Below are 16,934 nucleotides of genomic sequence, written 5' to 3'. Positions count from 1 at the left end.
GCTCAAGGCTCTTGTGCCTTTTTTCCTCTTGGTCCCAGCCTCATTCACATCCCGGATTCTGACCAGGCCATTGATGCGAAACATACGGAGAAAATCACCGCATCAGTCGTATCAGCCGCATCAGCCGCGCCACGCGCCCCTCAGGCCAGGGTGAAGTAGCGCAGCCAGACGTACGCCGCCGCGATCGCCACGGTGATGAAGGTGACCACGAGCCCGTACTTGGTGAACTGCCAGAACGAGATGGGAGTGCGGTTGCGTTCGGCGATGCCGAGGACGACGACGTTGGCGCTGGCTCCGATCGCGGTGGCGTTGCCGCCGAGGTCCGCCCCGATGGCCAGGGCCCACCACATGACGTGGTCGCCGGAGCCGCCGACCGACTCGACGAGGTCGCTGGTGATGGGCGCCATGGTGGCGACGTACGGGATGTTGTCGACGATGCCGGAGAGCACGGCGGAGGCCGTCAGCAGCAGCATGGAGCCGCCCAGTTCGTTTCCGCCGATGGCGTCCGCGAGTGCCTTGGACACCTGGCCGATCACACCGGTCTCGATCAGCCCGCCGATCATCACGAAGAGCCCCGCGAAGAAGGCGAGCGTGGGCCACTCGACCTCACCGAGCACGTCACCGGTCCGCACGCTGGAGACGGCGACGAGCAGCCCGGCGCCGAGCAGGGCGACGACGCTGGGCTCGTAGTGCAGTACGGGGTGCAGGACGAACCCGGCCATGACGAGCGCGAGGACGGCCAGGCCCTGGACGAGGAGGCGGGGGTCGCGGATGGCCTCGCGTTCCTCCAGCGACATCACCTCGGCCGCGCGCTCCTCGTCGTACACGAACGACCTGCGGAACAGCCACCGGCACAGCGCGATCAGGACCAGGAGCAACAGCGCGGACAGCGGGGCGAGATGGACGAGGAAGTCATTGAAGGTCAGACCGGCCCGGCTGGCGATGATGATGTTCGGCGGATCACCGACCAGCGTGGCCATGCCGCCGATGTTGGACGCCAGCACCTCGGCGATCAGAAAGGGCGCCACCGGCAGCCCGAGCCGCTCGCAGACCAGCAGCGTCACCGGGGCGACGAGCAGCACGGTGGTGACGTTGTCGAGGAGCGCGGAGGCGACGGCCGTGATGACGACCAGCATGGTCATCACCCGGAAGGGTCTGGCCCTCGCTCTCCTCACCGACCAGATGGCGAGGTACTCGAACATGCCGGTCTTCTTCAGCACGCCGACGATCATCATCATGCCGAGCAGCAGGAAGATGACGTTCCAGTCGACCCCGCTGTGCTCGGAGTAGAAGGCCGACTCGTCGTCGGTCGCCCCGATCGCCAGCATCAGCCCGGCGCCGCCGAGGGCGGCGGCCACGCGGTGCACCTTCTCGCTGATGATCAGGGCATACGCACTGACGAAGACGACGAGCGCCGCCCAGCTCTGCCAGTCGTTCACGACGCTCCGACGATGTGGGTCATCAGGCAGGCGGCCGTGATGGCGCCCAGCAGACGCACCTCGTCGCCCTCGCGCTCGATCACGGCGACCAGCGGGCTGTGCGTACGGGCCATGAGCGCCGCCACTTGCAGCGCACCGGCGTCGGGACCGACCACCGGTGGCACGTAGCCGCGCCGCGGCAGCCATTCGGCGACTGTCAGCCCGGCCATCCGCTCCATGACCTCGTCGAGGTGCCGGTCGTCGATCACGGTGGAGAGCAGCGGGTCCTCCAGTACGTAGTCGGGCACCAGCTGCTTGATGAGCTGGGAGCCCGGCACGATGGCGTACGGGCGATGGTCGGCGTCGACCACGAGCAGCGCGGGCAGCTTGTGCTCGGAGAGCAGCCGGGCCGCGTCCACCGCGTCGGCGTCGGTCGACACGGAGGGATAGGTCTCCGCGAGATCACGTGCGAGCATGGCCGTTCTCCTTGCTGTGGTGGGCGTCTGACGGGAACGAGGGCCGTCCGGCCGAGGCCGGCGGGGCAGTGCGTGAGCGGGGCCGTGCCACGGAGGCGAGCGGTATGTCCGGTTCCGGGGCCGGACCCAGGGCGCGGGCCGGGTTCTTCCCGTACGCGCGCAGCGTGGGGAACGAGACGCGCCTGCCGTGGGCGAACAGCGCCGGGAACGGTGCCGGGGCCGCGGTGACCGCGAGGATGCCGCTGTCCGCGGTGGAGTGGGCCGGAAGGGCCGTACGGGCGGTGAGCCCGGAGAGCGGCACGGCGATGAGCGGTGCGACTCCGAAGACGGCAATGAGAACCATGACTGGACCCCGATCGGCAAAGAGAGTTCTCTCAAGACCGCCGACCAGGCTTCCCGGCACACCGCGGGGAACCCTACACGTCATCTACATGATATCGGGAGGTATCCGACACGTGAGGGTGGCGCCAGGGAGCCGTCGGACCGGAACCGACCGCGCAGGGCCCGCACCGCCCCCCACCGCATCGCACCGCACCGTCGACCGTGGTCGGCTGCGACCCACTCGTGGACCCGGCCGAGTCCGACTCGCAGTGAACTTCCCGCTGCTCGTGGGTGCGCGAGACGTCGCCGTCCGGCCCGTCCTCGGTGGCTCGACGGCTTCTTCTTGCCGTCGGCATCAGGCCCAGCAGGTTCTGCGTCCGGCCTCCGCTCGGCGCTGCCCGGTCGCTCGGGCGTGCGTCGGCCGGGGTGTGGCCATCGTTGCGGGACCGGTCTCCCTCGGGTGCGGCCGGCTGCCGATGCGAGTCCGGCGAAATCGCGAAGACCCCGGTGCTCCCGCTGTGCAACGGCTTCGGGCTCTGCCGCCCCGTCTGCGCGTCGATCACGAGGTTCGTCACACAGTCCGGGCCCGGTTCGACGAGCGTGCTGGGGAGCGGCGTACCGCGAGGAGCCGCGGGTGCGGGGAACCCCGGCCGGGCGGCGTCCGCCGTCCCTGAGGAGGCGCGCCGTCCGGCCGGGGCCGGTCAACCGTTCACTGCCACTCTCACTGCTCGGCGTGGGCCTGCGGGTTGCGTCGTACGCCGACCGCGGCGAGGACGGCGCCGGCCACGCACAGCACGCCGGTGACGAGCACGGCGGTGTGCACGCCGTTGAGGAACGCCTGGCCGCTGCCCTCGACGACCGCGGCCCGCAGCTGCGCCGGCATGTCACCGGAGACCGGGGAAACCCCCATCGCCACCGCGTCCTTGGCCTCGTGCAGTCGTCCGGCCAGGGGCGCCGGAACCCCGGCGGAGGTGAGTTCGCCGGTCAGGGTCGAGCCGACCCTGCTGCTGATCAGGGACACCAGCACGGAGGTGCCGAGCGCTCCGCCGACCTGCAGCGCGGTGGCCTGCAGGCCACCCGCCACACCGGCGTCCTCGACGGGCGAGTTGCCCACGATGGCTTCGGAGGAGGCGGCCATCACCATGCCGACGCCGAGGCCGAGGGCGATGAACGGCGGCCACATCGCGCCGTACGAGGAGTGCACGCCCCAGCCGAGCATCCCGAAGGAGGCGGCGGCCTGGAGCACCATGCCGAGCGGCATGGACAGCCGGGCGCCGAACTTCTCGGTGAGCTTCGCGCCCAGCGGGGAGGCGACGACGGACGCCAGGCTCAGCGGCAGGGTGCGCACGCCGGCCTCGACGGGGGTGAAGCCGCGCACGTTCTGCAGGTAGAGCATCACGAAGAAGATCACGCCGAGCAGGACGAAGAAGTTGACCGCGGTGATGATCGTGCCGATGGTCAGCGCAGGGCTGCGGAACAGCCGCATCGGGAGGATGGGGTATCCCCTGCCCGAGCCGGACCGAGAGCTCGGGGAAGGGCGCCCGATGCGCGTCTCGTACCAGCCGAACACCAGCAGGACGACGATGCCCGCGGCGAGGGTGCCCAGGGTCGCTCCCGAACTCCAGCCCCACGTCTCGCCCTTGACCACGCCGAAGACGACGACGAGCAGTCCGAGGGCCAGCAGGACGACGCCGAGGACGTCGAAGCGGTGGTCACCGGAGGCGTTCTTGCTCTGCGGCAGCACCAGCGCGCTGAAGACCAGCGCGATCACGCCGATGGGGGCGTTGATGTAGAAGACCGACTCCCAGTTGACGTGCTCGACGAGCAGTCCGCCGACGATGGGGCCGAGCGCGGTGGACACGGACGACACCATGGCCCAGATGCCCACCGCCATGCCGAACCTCTTCGGCGGGAACACCGCCCGCAGCAGTCCGAGCGTGTTGGGCATCAGCAGGGCGCCGAAGAGGCCCTGCGCGGCGCGGAAGACGATGACGCCCTCGATCGAGCCCGCCAGGCCGATGGCGACGGAAGCGAGGGTGAAGCCGACGACACCGACGAGGTAGAAGGTGCGCCGGCCGAAGCGGTCGCCGAGCTTTCCGCCAAGGATCAGCGCGGCGGCCAGGGCCAGCAGGTAGGAGTTGGTGACCCATTGCAGGTCGGCGGTGGACGCGTTCAGGTCCCGGCCGATCTCCGGGTTGGCGATCGCGACGACGGAGCCGTCCAGACCGACCATGAACAGACCGAAGGCGACGGCGATCAGCGTCAGCCAGGGGTTGCCGCGGCGGCCGGCCGGAGCGCCGGCCGGGGCGGGTGCGGGCAGGGGGGAGCGATCCACGGTGGTGGAGGGCATGGAGGTGTACTGCTTCCTGAGCGGGGGGTGATACGGGTGCGCGGGCGCCGTCAGCCGGCGGCGGGGTGGACGTGCCGCGCCAGTCCATCGAGGGCGCCGAGGGCGGAACCGATGGCGTCGAGGTCCCCGTCGGTGAGGGCGCGCAGCGCCTCGGCGACGTACCCGGTCATGAGCGTGTCGACCTCGGCGATCCGCTGCCGGGCCTGGGCCGTGAGGTGCAGGTGCGCGACTCGCCTGTCGGCCGGGTCCTGCCTGCGCTCCAGCTGCCCCTGGGCTGCCAGCTGGGTGACCAGGGCGCTCACGTTGTTCGGCTTCATCAGCAGTACGTCGGCCGCTGTGCGCACGGTGACACCGTCGTGCTCGCCGACGAGCCGCAGGAGCGCCAGCTGGCCCTCGGGCGGCTTGGGGTACGGAAAGTCCTGGGCGACACGCCGGTCCAGGGCCCGGTGCAGCGCGGGCAGGACAGCCGACATCGCTGACGCGATGTGCTGGATGTCCTGTTCGGACGCGCTGGAGGCGGGCATGCGGACAGCGTAAGTATGGCCCAATACCTATGTCAACATACCTACTGGCTGGGGCGGGAAGCCGCCGGGCGGGCCGCGGCCGGTCCTCGGCTCCCGGCCGGCTCCGGCTCGGCTCCCGGTCGGCCGGGGGTCGGCTCGTGGTCGGCCATTCGGCGGGGCAGGTACCGTATGGCAGGGATCTCACCGGGTGACAGGGAAGGAGGACACGTGCAGCAGTCCTCTGACGCCATGAAAGCGCCGACCATGGCGGACGTCGCCCGAGTGGCGGGCGTGTCGCACCAGACCGTGTCGCGTGTGCTCAGCAACCACCCGAACGTGCGCGAAACGACGCGTGACCAGGTCAACGAAGCCATCGCGCGGCTGGGGTACCGCCGCAACTCGGCTGCCCGTGCCCTGGCCACCCGCCGCACCCACACGCTCGGCGTCATCGCCGTCAACACCACCCTCCACGGGCCGGCGAGCACCCTTTCCGGGGTGCAGGAAGCGGCCAGGGGCCAGGGGTACCTGGTGTCGACCGTCACCCTGCGCACGGTGACGCGATCAGCGCTCACCCAGGCCATGGACCACCTCGCGGCGTGGGGAGTCGAAGGTGTCATCGCCATCACTCCGCAACGCGAGATGGTGCAGGCCCTCGCGGCCATGCAGACCCCCTTCCCCGTGGTCACGGTGGAAGGCGGACACAGCCTCGATCTCCCCGGCGTCTCCCTCGACCAGACGCTCGGCGCCCGTATGGTCACCGAGCACCTGCTCGCCGCGGGGCACCGCACGGTGTGGCACGTCGCGGGCCCCCGGGACTGGCTGGAGAGCGAAGCGCGCGCCGTCGGATGGGAAGACTGCCTGCGCGAGGCGGGGGCCGAGGTTCCGCCGCTCCTGCGGGGGGACTGGAGCCCTCTTTCCGGCTACCACGCGGGCCAGCAACTCGCGGGCCACGCCGCGGCCCGCGCCACGGGTGCCCCTCTGACCGCGGTCTTCGTGGCGAACGACCAGATGGCACTCGGGGTGCTCCGAGCCCTGCGGGAGGCGGGCATGAGGACCCCCGCCGACGTGGCGGTGGCCGGGTTCGACGACATTCCGGAGGCCGAGTTCTTCCCTCCGCCCCTCACCACCGTCCGGCAGGACTTCGCCGCGATCGGCCGCAGCAGCATCGCCCTGCTGCTGGAGCACATCGAGGGCCGTACGACCGAAGCGGCCCACCTCACCATCGAACCTGAGCTCATCGTGCGCGCCAGCACCGCTCGACAGCCGGATCCGGCCCTGTCCCGTTGACGTGTCTCCCCTGACGTGTCTCCCTCCGGCCGGCACACCAGTGCTCGGCAGTGCCAGGACCCGAAGGCATCAAAATGAGTACCGCAGTCGTGATTTCCGGGCCGGGCGCACACAGGCTGGTCCCTCATGAACCGACGCCGCCCGGGCCCGGGGAAGCACTCGTCCGCGTGCACGCGGTGGGCATCTGCGGCAGTGACCTGGACGTCCTGCGGGGTGCCCGGCCCGCCGGACACGTGCGGTATCCGCTCACCCCGGGGCACGAGTGGTCCGGGACCGTGGAGAGCGTCGGGGACCTCGTGCCGAAGGCGCTGGTCGGACGGAAGGCCGTCGGAGAGGGGTTCCGCAACTGCCAGGCGTGCGAACGGTGTCGTGCCGGGGAGAACACGCTGTGCGGCGCAGGCTACGAAGAAACCGGATTCACCCGGCCCGGCGCTATGGCCGCGACCCTGACTCTGCCGGCGCGGCTCCTGCACGTCCTGCCCGACGACACGGACCTGACCGCGGCCGCACTGCTGGAACCGGCCGCCCGCGTCGCCGCTGCCGCCCTGAAGGCGGCCGTCCTTCCCGGCGAGCGCGTCGCCGTGGTGGGCGACGGAACGGCCGGCATGCTCGCCGTCCAGTTCATGGCGGCGGCGTCCCCGGCCCGGCTGATGGTCGTCGGCTCGTGTCCGGGCCGCCGGGAGCCGGCCCTGTCGTTCGGGGCCACCCACTGCGGCGCGTACGACCGGAACCCCTCTCCGGACTTCGACGTCGTCGTGGAGACCACCGGCCGGGCCTCCTCGGTGAACTTCTCCATGACCCTCCTGCGGCGTGGCGGCCGCCTCGTGCTCGCGGGCACGCCGGCGTCGGGGGCCGCCGGAATCGACCCGGAAGTGCTGACCGCACGGCAATTGGAGATCCGGTCCGTCTTCGGTGCGGCGACCGCTGCCTGGACCCACGCGGTACGCGCCCATGGTTCCGGGCTGCTCTCACTCCTGCCGCTGATCACGCACGAGTTGCCTCTGAACGCGTTCCCGCAGGCCGTCGCCCTGCTGGACGGCGGGGGCCCCGAGGTGGGCAAGGTGCTCCTGAAGCCGAACCCCTAGGGGGCGCGGCCTCGGCGGCCTGCTCCCGGCCTGGTCCCGGCCGGTTTCCGACCCGTTCCCGGCCCGCTCCAGGCGCTGTCAGACGATGGGGCGGGCGGTGCTGGCACGGACGATGAGCTGTGGAGCCACGGTCAGGTGGGTCTCCCGCACCGCGCGTTCCTCGATGCGGTCGATCAGGAGCCTGATGCTGGCGCGACCGATCGCTCCGAAGTCCTGCCGGACGGTGGTGAGGGGCGGAGGGAAGAATTCCGCTTCGGGGATGTCGTCGAAGCCGGCGACCGCGACGTCCGCCGGCGTACGCACACCGGCCTCACTCAGGGCGCGCAGTACCCCCAGCGCCATCTGGTCGTTGGCGACGAACACGGCACTGAGCCGGGGGTCCGGGCCGCTGCGCCTGCCCGCCCTGCCCGCCAGCTGCTGGCCGATCTGGAACCCGGAGAGGGGGCTCCAGTCCCCCACGAGCGTGGGAGGGACCGGCGCTCCCGCGTCCTCCAGCGCGGCCCGCCAGCCCGCGGTGCGCGCTTCGGCCTCCAGCCAGTCCTGTGGGCCGGCGACGTGCCACACCGTCTCGTGGCCGACGGCGAGCAGATGCTCCGTCACCAGCCGGGCCCCCAGGTACTGGTCGAGGGCCACCCCGGGGAGGGCCAGGCTGTGTCCGCCCTCGACCGTGACCACGGGGAACGGGGTGCGCAGCTCGGCCAGCGCGTCCACGGCCTGCCGCTGGGAGGTGATCACCACGACCCCCTCCACGCCCCACGTGGCCAGGTGGGTCATGGCCTGCGTCAGCGCGTCCTTGTCGATGGTGCGCAAGCTGACCGCGGACACCAGGTACCCCTGCTCGCGCGCCGCCCCTTCGAGTCCGGAGAGTGTGCTCGCCGGCCCGTAGAGCGTGGTGTTGACGGCGATGACGCCGAGCGCGCGGGTGCGGCGGGTGGCAAGGGCGCGGGCGGCGGAGTTGCGCCGGTAGCCCAGCTCGTCGATGGCCCGCTGCACCCCCGCCCGCGTGGCCTTCCGTACGTTGGGGTGGCCACTCAGGACCCGGGACACGGTCTGGTGGGACACCCCCGCCACGCGGGCCACGTCCGCCATCGTCGGGGGGCGGTCCGTAGCGGACTGACGCACGGGCATCTCCCTGAGGGTGGGCAGGGGCGCTGAAGGCGCGCTGCTGACTGGAGGACTGCGTACGGAGCCCCGGCGCGGGATCTCGTTGTGTTAGCGCGATCATCCTACGCCAGCCTTGTGTGATGAAGAATCTATAACGAGCCTCGTAACTCTTGAGTTTCATCTGTGTTAGCGCTCACACTTCTCCAGCGGCCGCACGAAACCTGCTGTGGCCTGTCACGTCGCCGTGCCGGCCCTCCGGGCCGGCCCAGCAGTCCCTCCCGCACCGCAGGGGACACCCGGCGTTGCCGCTGCTCCAGGTGCGTTTCGAAGCACGAGAGGAACCGCAGATGCCCAAGAAGGTTGTTTCCGCCGTCGCCGCCGGACTGCTTGCCGCGTCCTTCCTGACCGCATGTTCCGCCGACTCCACCGGCGGGGGTGACGGCCGGCTCGTCCTCGGCTTCGCCCAGGTCGGCGCGGAGAGCGGCTGGCGCACCGCCAACACCAAGTCGGTGCGGGAGTCGGCCGAGGAGGCCAAGGTCACCCTCAAGTTCTCCGACGCGCAGCAGAAGCAGGAGAACCAGATCAAGGCGATCCGGTCCTTCATTCAGCAGAGAGTCGACGTCATCGCCTTCTCGCCGGTGGTCGAGTCCGGCTGGGACACCGTGCTCAAGGAGGCCAAGAACGCCAAGATCCCGGTCGTCCTGACCGACCGCGCCATCGACTCGAAGGACACCTCGCTCTACACCACCTTCCTCGGGTCCGACTTCGTCGAGGAGGGCAGGAAGGCCGGCGACTGGCTGACCAAGGAGTACGAGGGCAAGGACGGGACGGTGAACGTCGTCGAACTCCAGGGCACCACCGGCTCCGCCCCCGCCAACGACCGCAGGGCGGGTTTCGCGCAGGCCGTCAAGGGCGACCCGAAGTTCAAGATCGTGGCCTCGCAGACCGGTGACTTCACCCGCGCCAAGGGCAAGGAGGTCATGCAGGCGTTCCTCAAGTCGCAGCCCGACATCGACGTCCTGTACGCGCACAACGACGACATGGCGCTCGGTGCGATCCAGGCCATCGAGGAGGCCGGCAAGAAGCCCGGCACCGACATCAAGATCATCTCGGTGGACGGCATCAAGGACGCCTTCCAGGCCATGGCCGACGGCAAGATCAACGTCGTGGTCGAGTGCAACCCCCTGCTCGGCGACCAGCTGATGGACCTCGCCAAGAAGGTCTCCAAGGGTGAGTCCGTCCCGGCCCGCGTGAAGGTCGACGAGGGAGTCTTCACCCAGGAGCAGGCCGCAGCCGCCCTCCCGGACCGCAAGTACTGACCGCGGCGGGACGGCCGGGGGCGTGAGAACGCCCCGGAGCGCCGTACGGCAGGGCCGGCGGGCGAACGCCCGCACCCCGTGCCGCACCGCACCACCGCAACCACCCCATGACGTACGGGGGCACCGCTGTGCCGACGGTGCCCCCGGCACCCGACACGAGAGGACGGGCGGATGGCAGGCCCTCCCACCACTGACAGGTCCTTGACCCCCGAGGCCGGCGCGGACCGGCGCCCCGTCCTCGAACTGCGGGGAGTGCGGAAGGAGTTCCCCGGCGTCGTCGCCCTCGACGGAGTCGACCTGCGTCTCTTCCCCGGAGAAGTGCACGCCTTGATGGGCGAGAACGGCGCGGGGAAGTCCACGCTCATCAAGGTCCTGACCGGGGTCCACCCGTCCGACGGCGGCAGTGTCACGCTGGCCGGTGAGAACGTCCACATCTCCGGCCCTCTCCAGGCCCAGCAGACCGGCATCAGCACCGTCTACCAGGAGGTCAACCTCTGCCCCAACCTCTCGGTGGCGGAGAACATCCTCATCGGCCGCGAACCGCGCCGCTTCGGCATGATCCACTGGCCGGAACTGCGCCGCCGCGCCCGCGAGCTGGTGCGCGACCTCGACCTCGACATCGACGTCAGCGCCCCGCTGAGCAGCTGCTCCCTGGCCGTCCAACAGCTGGTCGCGATCGTGCGCGCGGTGGACATCTCCGCGAAGGTGCTCATCCTCGACGAGCCCACCTCCAGCCTCGACCGCGACGAGGTCAGGCAGCTCTTCACGGTGATGGGCCGGCTCCGGGACCAGGGCGTGGCGATCCTCTTCGTCACCCACTTCCTCGACCAGGTCTACGACATCTGCGACCGCGTCACCATCCTGCGCAACGGACGGCTGGAAGGGGAGTACGCCATCGGCGACCTCACCCGCGTACAGCTGGTCCAGCGCATGATCGGAGGCGAACTGGCCGAACTCGACGTCCTCTCCGACGCCTCGCGGGCCGAAGCCGCCGAAGCCGCGGCCGGTGAGCCGTTCCTGCGGGCCGGAGCCCTGGCCCGCCGCGGCTCCATCGCCCCCTTCGACCTGGACATCCACGTCGGGGAGGTCGTCGGACTGGCCGGCCTGCTCGGCTCGGGCCGCACCGAGGCCGCCCGGCTGCTGTTCGGCGCCGACCAGAGCGACGAGGGCACCGTCACCGTCAACGGCGAGCCCGCCGCCCTGCGCACGCCCCGGGCCGCCATCGCCCACAAGATCGCCTTCTGCTCGGAGAACCGCAAGGCCGAGGGGCTGGTCGGCGAACTGACGGTCCGTGAGAACCTCGTCCTGGCCCTGCAGGCCGCCCGGGGCTGGGCCCGGCCCCTGTCCCGGAGCAAGCAGGACGAACTCGCCAGGCACTGGATCTCCGCTCTGGACATCCGGCCCGCCAGCCCGGAGACGCAGATCCGCAACCTCAGCGGCGGCAACCAGCAGAAGGTGCTGCTCGCCCGCTGGCTGCTGACCGACCCCCGGCTGCTGATCCTCGACGAGCCCACCCGCGGCATCGACGTCGGCGCCAAGGCCGAGATCCAGAAACTCGTCCAGCGGCTGTCCGGCGAGGGCATGTCGGTCCTGTTCATCTCCGCGGAACTCGAAGAGGTACTGCGGCTCAGCCACCGCGTCGGCGTCCTGCGGGACCACCGCATGGTGGCCACCCTGACCAACGACGGCACCCTCACACCGGAACGCATCATGGCCACCATCGCCACCGGAGACCGGAAATGACCAAGCACCGCCTGTTCTGGCCCGCCGCCGTCCTGCTCGCACTCCTGCTGGCCAACGTCGCCTTCAACCACGACTTCTTCGCCATCCGGGTCAAGGAGGGCCACCTCTACGGCAGCCTGATCGACATCCTCCAGTTCGGCGCACCGCTGGTACTGGTCGCCCTGGGCATGTCCCTGGTCATCGCCACCCGCGGCATCGACCTGTCGGTCGGCTCCACCGTGGCCATCTCCGGTGCGCTGGCCTGCGAGCACATCGCCACGTCCGCGTCGCCGGCCGCGCTGTCGACGGTGCTCGAAGCCGTCGGCATCTCCCTCGCCGTCGCGCTGGCCCTCGGCCTGATCAACGGTCTCCTGGTCGCCAGGCTCGACGTCCAGCCGATCATCGCGACCCTCATGCTGATGGTCGCGGGCCGCGGCGTCGCCCAGCTCATCACGGACGGCCAGATCCTCACCGTCTCCAGCGCCCCCTACAAGCTCATCGGCGGCGGCTACTGGCTGACGGTCCCCTTCGCCGTGATCCTCGCCGCCGTGCTGGTCGCCCTCACCGGGCTCCTCACCCGCCGTACCGCACTCGGCCTGCTCATCGAGTCGGTCGGCGGCAACCCCACGGCCAGCCGGCTCGTCGGCATCCGCGCCACCGGACTGCTCACCCTCGTCTACGTGTTCAGCGCCCTGTGCGCCGCCGTCGCCGGGCTGATGATCAGCTCGAACGTCTCCAGCGCCGACGGCAACAACGCCGGCCTGTGGATCGAGCTCGACGCCATCCTCGCCGTCGTCATCGGCGGTGGCGCGCTCACCGGAGGCCGCTTCTCCCTCGGCGGCACCGTGCTCGGCGCGCTGATCATCCAGACGCTCACCACTTCCGTCTACTCGATGGGCATCCCCCCGAGACGACCCTGGTCTTCAAGGCGCTGGTCGTCATCGCGGTCTGCCTCGTCCAGTCGTCGGCCTTCCGGGCCAAGGTCGATCTCCGGCGCCCGTCGTCCCGCCCGCCCCTGAACCCCGGTCGCGCAAGAAACGTTGAGAAGCACGAGGTCGGCGCATGAGCACCCTGACTGACACCTTCCGCCGCAACGGGGCGTCCATCCCGCTGCTCGTGACCGCCGCGCTGCTGGTGATCATGTTCGCCGCCGGCTCGGTACAGTACGAGGGCTTCTTCTCCGGGCAGGTACTGGTCAACCTGCTCATCGACAACGCGTTCCTGCTCGTCGTCGCCATCGGCATGACCTTCGTCATCCTCACCGGCGGCATCGACCTCTCCGTCGGAGCGATGCTCGCCCTCTCCACCATGGTCGCGGCCTGGCTCGTCGAACAGCACAACTGGCCGCCGCTGCTCGTCATCCCGCTGGTCCTGCTCATCGGTACGGCGTCCGGCACCCTGATGGGCTGGATCATCCACACCTTCGAGATCCAGCCCTTCATCGTCACCCTCGCCGGAATGTTCCTCGCCCGCGGGCTCTGCTACACCATCAGCACCGAGTCGATCTCCATCACCGACCCCACCTTCGTCTCGATCGCCCAGACCAGGCTGTCGTTGCCGGGGGCCTGTTCATCTCCCCCAGCGTGATCATCGCGCTGCTGGTCCTGCTCGCCGCCTTCGTCGTCCTGCACCGCACCCGGCTCGGCCGCAACGTCTACGCGCTCGGCGGCAACGAGCAGTCGGCTCTCCTGATGGGCCTGCCGGTGGCCCGTACGAAGATCGCCGTCTACGCGATCAGCGGCTTCTGCTCCGCCCTCGGCGGCGTGCTCCTCACCTTCTACATGCTCTCCGGCTACGGGCTGCACGCCGTCGGTCTCGAACTCGACGCCATCGCGGCCACCGTCATCGGCGGGACCCTGCTCACCGGCGGCTCGGGCTTCGTCCTGGGCACCGCCCTCGGCGTGATGGTCCTCGGCCTCATCCAGACGGTCATCAGCTTCCAGGGAACCCTCAGTTCGTGGTGGACCCGCATCGTCATCGGCGGGCTGCTCCTCGTCTTCATCCTCCTCCAGCGCCTCAGCACCGGCCGCCGCCGGGCCTGAGAGCGCCCCCCGGACCCGGTCCGGGCCCGTCACGATCCGCCGCACCGGGCGCCCCAGGGCGCCCGGCCGGCACGATCCCGCAAAGGAGACCCGTGTGATCACCGACCTGATCACCGAACTGAACGCCGCACCGCACGACCGGAGTTCCGCGGCCCGCCGCGGAGCACCGGACCCCGGGCCGGCCGGACAGGCGTACCGCAGGCCGGGGCCCGCCCGGTGAGCGCGCCCTATGCCGTACGCACGCCGGACGTCGCGCACGGCGACGAGCTCTGGGCCTTCGGCTTCGACGGCGGGGTCCGTGCCGAGGTGTACGCCGTCGGGGCCCGCCTGCACGCGCTGCACGTCCCCGACCGCGACGGTGTCCTCGCCGACGTCGTCCTGGCCCCGGCCGATCCGGGCGAGCTGTCCGGCCGGGCCCGCTATCTGGGCGCCACCGTGGGCCGTTACGGCAACCGGATCGGCGGAGGGATCCTGCCGCTCGACGGCGAGATCCACCAACTGCGCACTCTCCCCACCGGACACAGCCTGCACGGCGGCCCCGAGGGTTTCGACCTGCGGAAGTGGTCCGCCCAGTCCGCCGGGGGCGAGGACCGCACCGGAGTGCGGTTGCGGCTGCGCAGCCAGGACGGCGACCAGGGCTTCCCGGGCACCGTCGACGCCACGGTCTGCTACCTCCTGGACAGGGACGGCACGCTGACGATCGAGTACACGGCCGTCGCCGATCGGCCCACCGTCGTCAACCTCACCAACCACGCCTACTTCAACCTCGCGGGAGAAGGCGCGGGCACCGTCGACGGCCACCTGCTCCAGTGCGACGCCGACCACTACCTCCCCGTCGACGGGGACCTGATCCCCCTGGGGCCCGCCGAGCGTGTCCGCGGTACGCCCTTCGACCTCACGTCACCCCGGCGCATCGGTGAGGCCCTCGCCCAGGACCACCGCCAACTGCGCCTCGGCGGCGGGGGATTCGATCACAACTGGGTACTGCGCGACGACGCCGCCGGGCCGCGCAGGGCCGCGGTGCTCCGCGATCCCGCGTCCGGCCGCCGGATGGACGTGCACACCACCGAACCCGGTCTGCAGATCTACACCGGCAACCACTTCGACGGGTCCTTCGCCGGCAAGTCCGGGAGCCGCTACCCGGCGCGGGCCGGCGTCGCCCTGGAGACCCAGCACTTCCCCGACTCGCCCAACCGCCCCGAGTACCCGTCGGCGGTGCTGCGGCCGGGGGAGGTGTACCACTCCACCACCGTGCTGCGCTTCACCTGCGAGGCGGCGACGGACGGCGGACCGGAGCGCGACCGCGAGCGGATCGCTTCCGGCTCCCCGCTCCGGACCGCCCCGGCGCGGTCCGGCGGGCCCGGGCAGCCTGTTGACAGTACGGTTGTTAGCGTTAACAATCACTGAGCGTGCCCTCGACGCCGCTCCATGAGCGGCCACCGACTCCGCCGACCCGGCCGACGCCTCGGGCTTGCGCCCGGTCGGCGGCACCTGTTCCGCACCTCAGGGGGAGGCGCGGAACAGGTGGCCGGCCGCCGGGCTCCGCGGGGACGCGGACGACCCAGCGGCCGGCCTCCGGCACCCCGGCTTCGTAACGAAGGAAGTGAAAGTGACCGTGACTCCTCCCACCCGGGATCCGGAGAGCTACGTCGTCGGTGTCGACTTCGGCACGCTGTCCGGCCGGGCCGTGGTGGTCCGCGTGCGAGACGGTGAGGAGCTCGGTTCGGCCGTCCACGAGTACCCCCACGGCGTCATCGACCGCGTACTGCCCACCACCGGCGCCCAACTGCCGCCGGACTGGGCCCTCCAGCACCCCGAGGACTGGCGCGAGGTGCTGCGCACCGCGGTCCCGGCCGCCGTCGTCGCCGCCGGCATCGACCCGGCGGCCGTCGTCGGCATCGCCACCGACTTCACCGCCTGCACCGTCCTGCCCGTCCGCGGCGACGGCACCCCGCTCGCCGAGAGCGGGCTGGGCGACCGTCCGCACGCCTGGCCCAAACTCTGGAAGCACCACGCCGCCCAGGGTCAGGCCGACCGGATCAACCACCTCGCCCACCAGCGGGCCGAGAAGTGGATCTCCCGGTACGGCGGCAAGATCTCCGCCGAATGGCAGTACGCCAAGGCGCTCCAGGTGCTGGAGGAGGACCCGGCGGCCTACGCCGCCACCGAGCGCTGGATCGAGGCCGCCGACTGGATCGTCTGGCAGCTCACCGGAGTCGAGACCCGCAACACCTGCACCGCCGGTTACAAGGGCATCCACCAGGACGGCCACTACCCGAGCGAGGACTACCTCGGCGCGCTGCACCCCGGTTTCGCCGACTTCGCCCGCACCCGCCTGGAGCACCCGCTCTCGCCCCTGGGCTCGCGGGCCGGCTCGCTGACCGCCGGGGCCGCCGCCTGGACCGGTCTGCCGGAGGGCATCGCCGTCGCGGCGGGCAACGTCGACGCCCACGTGGCGGCCGCCGCCGCGCAGGCCGTCGAGAACGGCCGGCTCCTCGCCGTCATGGGCACCTCCACCTGTCACGTCGTCAACGGCGCCACGCTCGCCGACGTCCCCGGCATCTGCGGAGTCGTCGACGGCGGCATCGTCGAGGGCGCCTACGGCTACGAGGCGGGGCAGAGCGCGGTCGGCGACATCTTCGCCTGGTGGCTGGGGCAGGGCGTTCCCGCCGCGTACGCGGCCGAGGCCGAGGCGGCCGGCGAGGACCTCCACCAGCTGCTCACCCGCAAGATCGCCGACCAGCCGGTCGGAGGCCACGGACTGGTCGCCCTCGACTGGATGAACGGCAACCGCTCCACCCTGGTCGACCACCACCTCTCCGGCGTCGTCGTCGGCCTCACCCTGGCGACCCGCCCCGAGGAGATCTACCGCGCGCTCCTCGAAGCCACCGCCTTCGGCACCCGCACCATCGTCGACGCCCTGGAGCAGGGCGGCGTCCCCGTCCACGAGTTCGTCGTCACCGGCGGGCTGAAGAAGAACGCCCTGCTGATGCAGATCTACGCCGACGTGCTGCGGCGCCCCGTCTCGCTCGCCGTGTCCGCCCAGGGCCCGGCGCTCGGCTCCGCCATCCACGCCGCGGTCGCCGCCGGCGCCTACCCGGACGTACGCACCGCCGCCTCGGCCATGGGCCGGATCGACCGCGCGGTGTACCGGCCGGACCCGGCCCGGGCCGACGCCTACGACGCGCTGTACGCCGAGTACCGGCTCCTGCACGACCACTTCGGCACCGGCCCCGACCAGCAGATGCACCGGCTCCGCGCCATCCGCAACCACGCCCTGACCGCCCACAACAGCGAGGTCTGACCC

At 71.1% G+C, this 16,934-nt stretch carries 13 protein-coding genes and 2 pseudogenes; 9 read left to right on the top strand and 6 right to left on the bottom strand.

Going from position 1 to position 16,934, the window contains the following annotated elements; all coding sequences use genetic code 11:
- Positions 1–140: 140 nt before the first annotated feature.
- The 5 genes from BN1555_RS05850 to BN1555_RS05830 form a co-directional block, all read right to left on the bottom strand.
- Positions 141–1,439: an ArsB/NhaD family transporter gene (locus BN1555_RS05850; RefSeq protein WP_093798389.1), complete on the bottom strand. Its 1,299-nt coding sequence runs from the start codon at positions 1,437–1,439 to the stop codon at positions 141–143.
- On the bottom strand, positions 1,436–1,894 hold the full coding sequence (locus BN1555_RS05845; protein ID WP_093798388.1) for a CBS domain-containing protein: 459 nt from the start codon (positions 1,892–1,894) through the stop codon (positions 1,436–1,438). Before BN1555_RS05845 ends, BN1555_RS05850 begins: the two co-directional genes overlap by 4 nt.
- Positions 1,881–2,237 carry a hypothetical protein gene (locus BN1555_RS05840; RefSeq protein WP_093798387.1) on the bottom strand — a complete coding sequence of 119 codons (357 nt, stop codon included), beginning with the start codon at positions 2,235–2,237 and terminating at the stop codon, positions 1,881–1,883. The genes BN1555_RS05845 and BN1555_RS05840 overlap by 14 nt, the downstream gene beginning before the upstream one ends.
- 699 nt (positions 2,238–2,936) lie before the next feature.
- Positions 2,937–4,565 (bottom strand): MFS transporter, encoded by a 1,629-nt coding sequence (locus tag BN1555_RS05835; RefSeq protein WP_093798386.1) that lies wholly within the window; start codon positions 4,563–4,565, stop codon positions 2,937–2,939.
- A 50-nt stretch (positions 4,566–4,615) separates the two neighbouring features.
- Entirely contained in the window at positions 4,616–5,089 is a 474-nt protein-coding gene (locus tag BN1555_RS05830; RefSeq protein ID WP_093798385.1) for a MarR family winged helix-turn-helix transcriptional regulator, read from the bottom strand.
- Positions 5,090–5,296: 207 nt separating this feature from the next.
- Here BN1555_RS05830 and BN1555_RS05825 point away from each other — a divergent pair, with 207 nt between their 5' ends.
- The gene (locus BN1555_RS05825; RefSeq protein ID WP_093798384.1) at positions 5,297–6,355 is read left to right on the top strand and encodes a LacI family DNA-binding transcriptional regulator; all 1,059 of its coding nucleotides are present in this window, start codon (positions 5,297–5,299) and stop codon (positions 6,353–6,355) included.
- A 74-nt stretch (positions 6,356–6,429) separates the two neighbouring features.
- Positions 6,430–7,440: a zinc-dependent alcohol dehydrogenase gene (locus BN1555_RS05820; RefSeq protein WP_093798383.1), complete on the top strand. Its 1,011-nt coding sequence runs from the start codon at positions 6,430–6,432 to the stop codon at positions 7,438–7,440.
- A gap of 78 nt (positions 7,441–7,518) precedes the next feature.
- Here BN1555_RS05820 and BN1555_RS05815 read toward each other — a convergent pair whose 3' ends face one another.
- Positions 7,519–8,529, bottom strand: a complete 1,011-nt coding sequence (locus BN1555_RS05815) for a LacI family DNA-binding transcriptional regulator (RefSeq protein ID WP_255306368.1) — start codon at positions 8,527–8,529, stop codon at positions 7,519–7,521.
- A gap of 362 nt (positions 8,530–8,891) precedes the next feature.
- Here BN1555_RS05815 and BN1555_RS05810 point away from each other — a divergent pair, with 362 nt between their 5' ends.
- The 7 genes and pseudogenes from BN1555_RS05810 to BN1555_RS05785 all read left to right on the top strand — a co-directional run bounded on the left by BN1555_RS05810 (position 8,892) and on the right by BN1555_RS05785 (position 16,931).
- The gene (locus BN1555_RS05810) at positions 8,892–9,863 is read left to right on the top strand and encodes an ABC transporter substrate-binding protein (protein WP_093798381.1); all 972 of its coding nucleotides are present in this window, start codon (positions 8,892–8,894) and stop codon (positions 9,861–9,863) included.
- Between the two features lie 171 nt (positions 9,864–10,034).
- The gene (locus BN1555_RS05805; protein ID WP_093798380.1) at positions 10,035–11,606 is read left to right on the top strand and encodes a sugar ABC transporter ATP-binding protein; all 1,572 of its coding nucleotides are present in this window, start codon (positions 10,035–10,037) and stop codon (positions 11,604–11,606) included.
- Positions 11,603–12,651, top strand: a pseudogene (locus tag BN1555_RS05800) (ABC transporter permease). Before BN1555_RS05805 ends, BN1555_RS05800 begins: the two are co-directional and overlap by 4 nt.
- Positions 12,648–13,627: pseudogene (gene yjfF / locus BN1555_RS05795) on the top strand (galactofuranose ABC transporter, permease protein YjfF). The pseudogenes BN1555_RS05800 and yjfF overlap by 4 nt, the downstream one beginning before the upstream one ends.
- Before the next feature lie 94 nt (positions 13,628–13,721).
- On the top strand, positions 13,722–13,847 hold the full coding sequence (locus BN1555_RS40145; RefSeq protein ID WP_255305899.1) for a hypothetical protein: 126 nt from the start codon (positions 13,722–13,724) through the stop codon (positions 13,845–13,847).
- On the top strand, positions 13,844–15,034 hold the full coding sequence (locus BN1555_RS05790) for an aldose epimerase family protein (RefSeq protein WP_093798379.1): 1,191 nt from the start codon (positions 13,844–13,846) through the stop codon (positions 15,032–15,034). Before BN1555_RS40145 ends, BN1555_RS05790 begins: the two co-directional genes overlap by 4 nt.
- A 202-nt stretch (positions 15,035–15,236) precedes the next feature.
- Positions 15,237–16,931 carry a ribulokinase gene (locus BN1555_RS05785; RefSeq protein WP_255305898.1) on the top strand — a complete coding sequence of 565 codons (1,695 nt, stop codon included), beginning with the start codon at positions 15,237–15,239 and terminating at the stop codon, positions 16,929–16,931.
- Positions 16,932–16,934 lie beyond the last annotated feature (3 nt).

This window comes from Streptomyces sp. Wb2n-11, from assembly GCF_001049855.1.
GTDB classification, from domain to species: Bacteria; Actinomycetota; Actinomycetes; order Streptomycetales; family Streptomycetaceae; genus Streptomyces; species Streptomyces altiplanensis.
The sequence above is the reverse complement of the archived record's forward strand: the minus strand, read 5'-3'. Positions and strand labels throughout refer to the sequence as shown.

Bases quoted from the DNA above. Each gene is read 5' to 3' on its own strand.
- BN1555_RS05845 (WP_093798388.1), bottom strand. From the start codon at position 1,894: ATGCTCGCACGTGATCTCGCGGAGACCTATCCCTCCGTGTCGACCGAC.
- BN1555_RS05840 (WP_093798387.1), bottom strand. From the start codon at position 2,237: ATGGTTCTCATTGCCGTCTTCGGAGTCGCACCGCTCATCGCCGTGCCG.
- BN1555_RS05835 (WP_093798386.1), bottom strand. From the start codon at position 4,565: ATGCCCTCCACCACCGTGGATCGCTCCCCCCTGCCCGCACCCGCCCCG.
- BN1555_RS05830 (WP_093798385.1), bottom strand. From the start codon at position 5,089: ATGCCCGCCTCCAGCGCGTCCGAACAGGACATCCAGCACATCGCGTCA.
- BN1555_RS05820 (WP_093798383.1), top strand. From the start codon at position 6,430: ATGAGTACCGCAGTCGTGATTTCCGGGCCGGGCGCACACAGGCTGGTC.
- BN1555_RS05815 (WP_255306368.1), bottom strand. From the start codon at position 8,529: ATGGCGGACGTGGCCCGCGTGGCGGGGGTGTCCCACCAGACCGTGTCC.
- BN1555_RS05810 (WP_093798381.1), top strand. From the start codon at position 8,892: ATGCCCAAGAAGGTTGTTTCCGCCGTCGCCGCCGGACTGCTTGCCGCG.
- BN1555_RS05805 (WP_093798380.1), top strand. From the start codon at position 10,035: ATGGCAGGCCCTCCCACCACTGACAGGTCCTTGACCCCCGAGGCCGGC.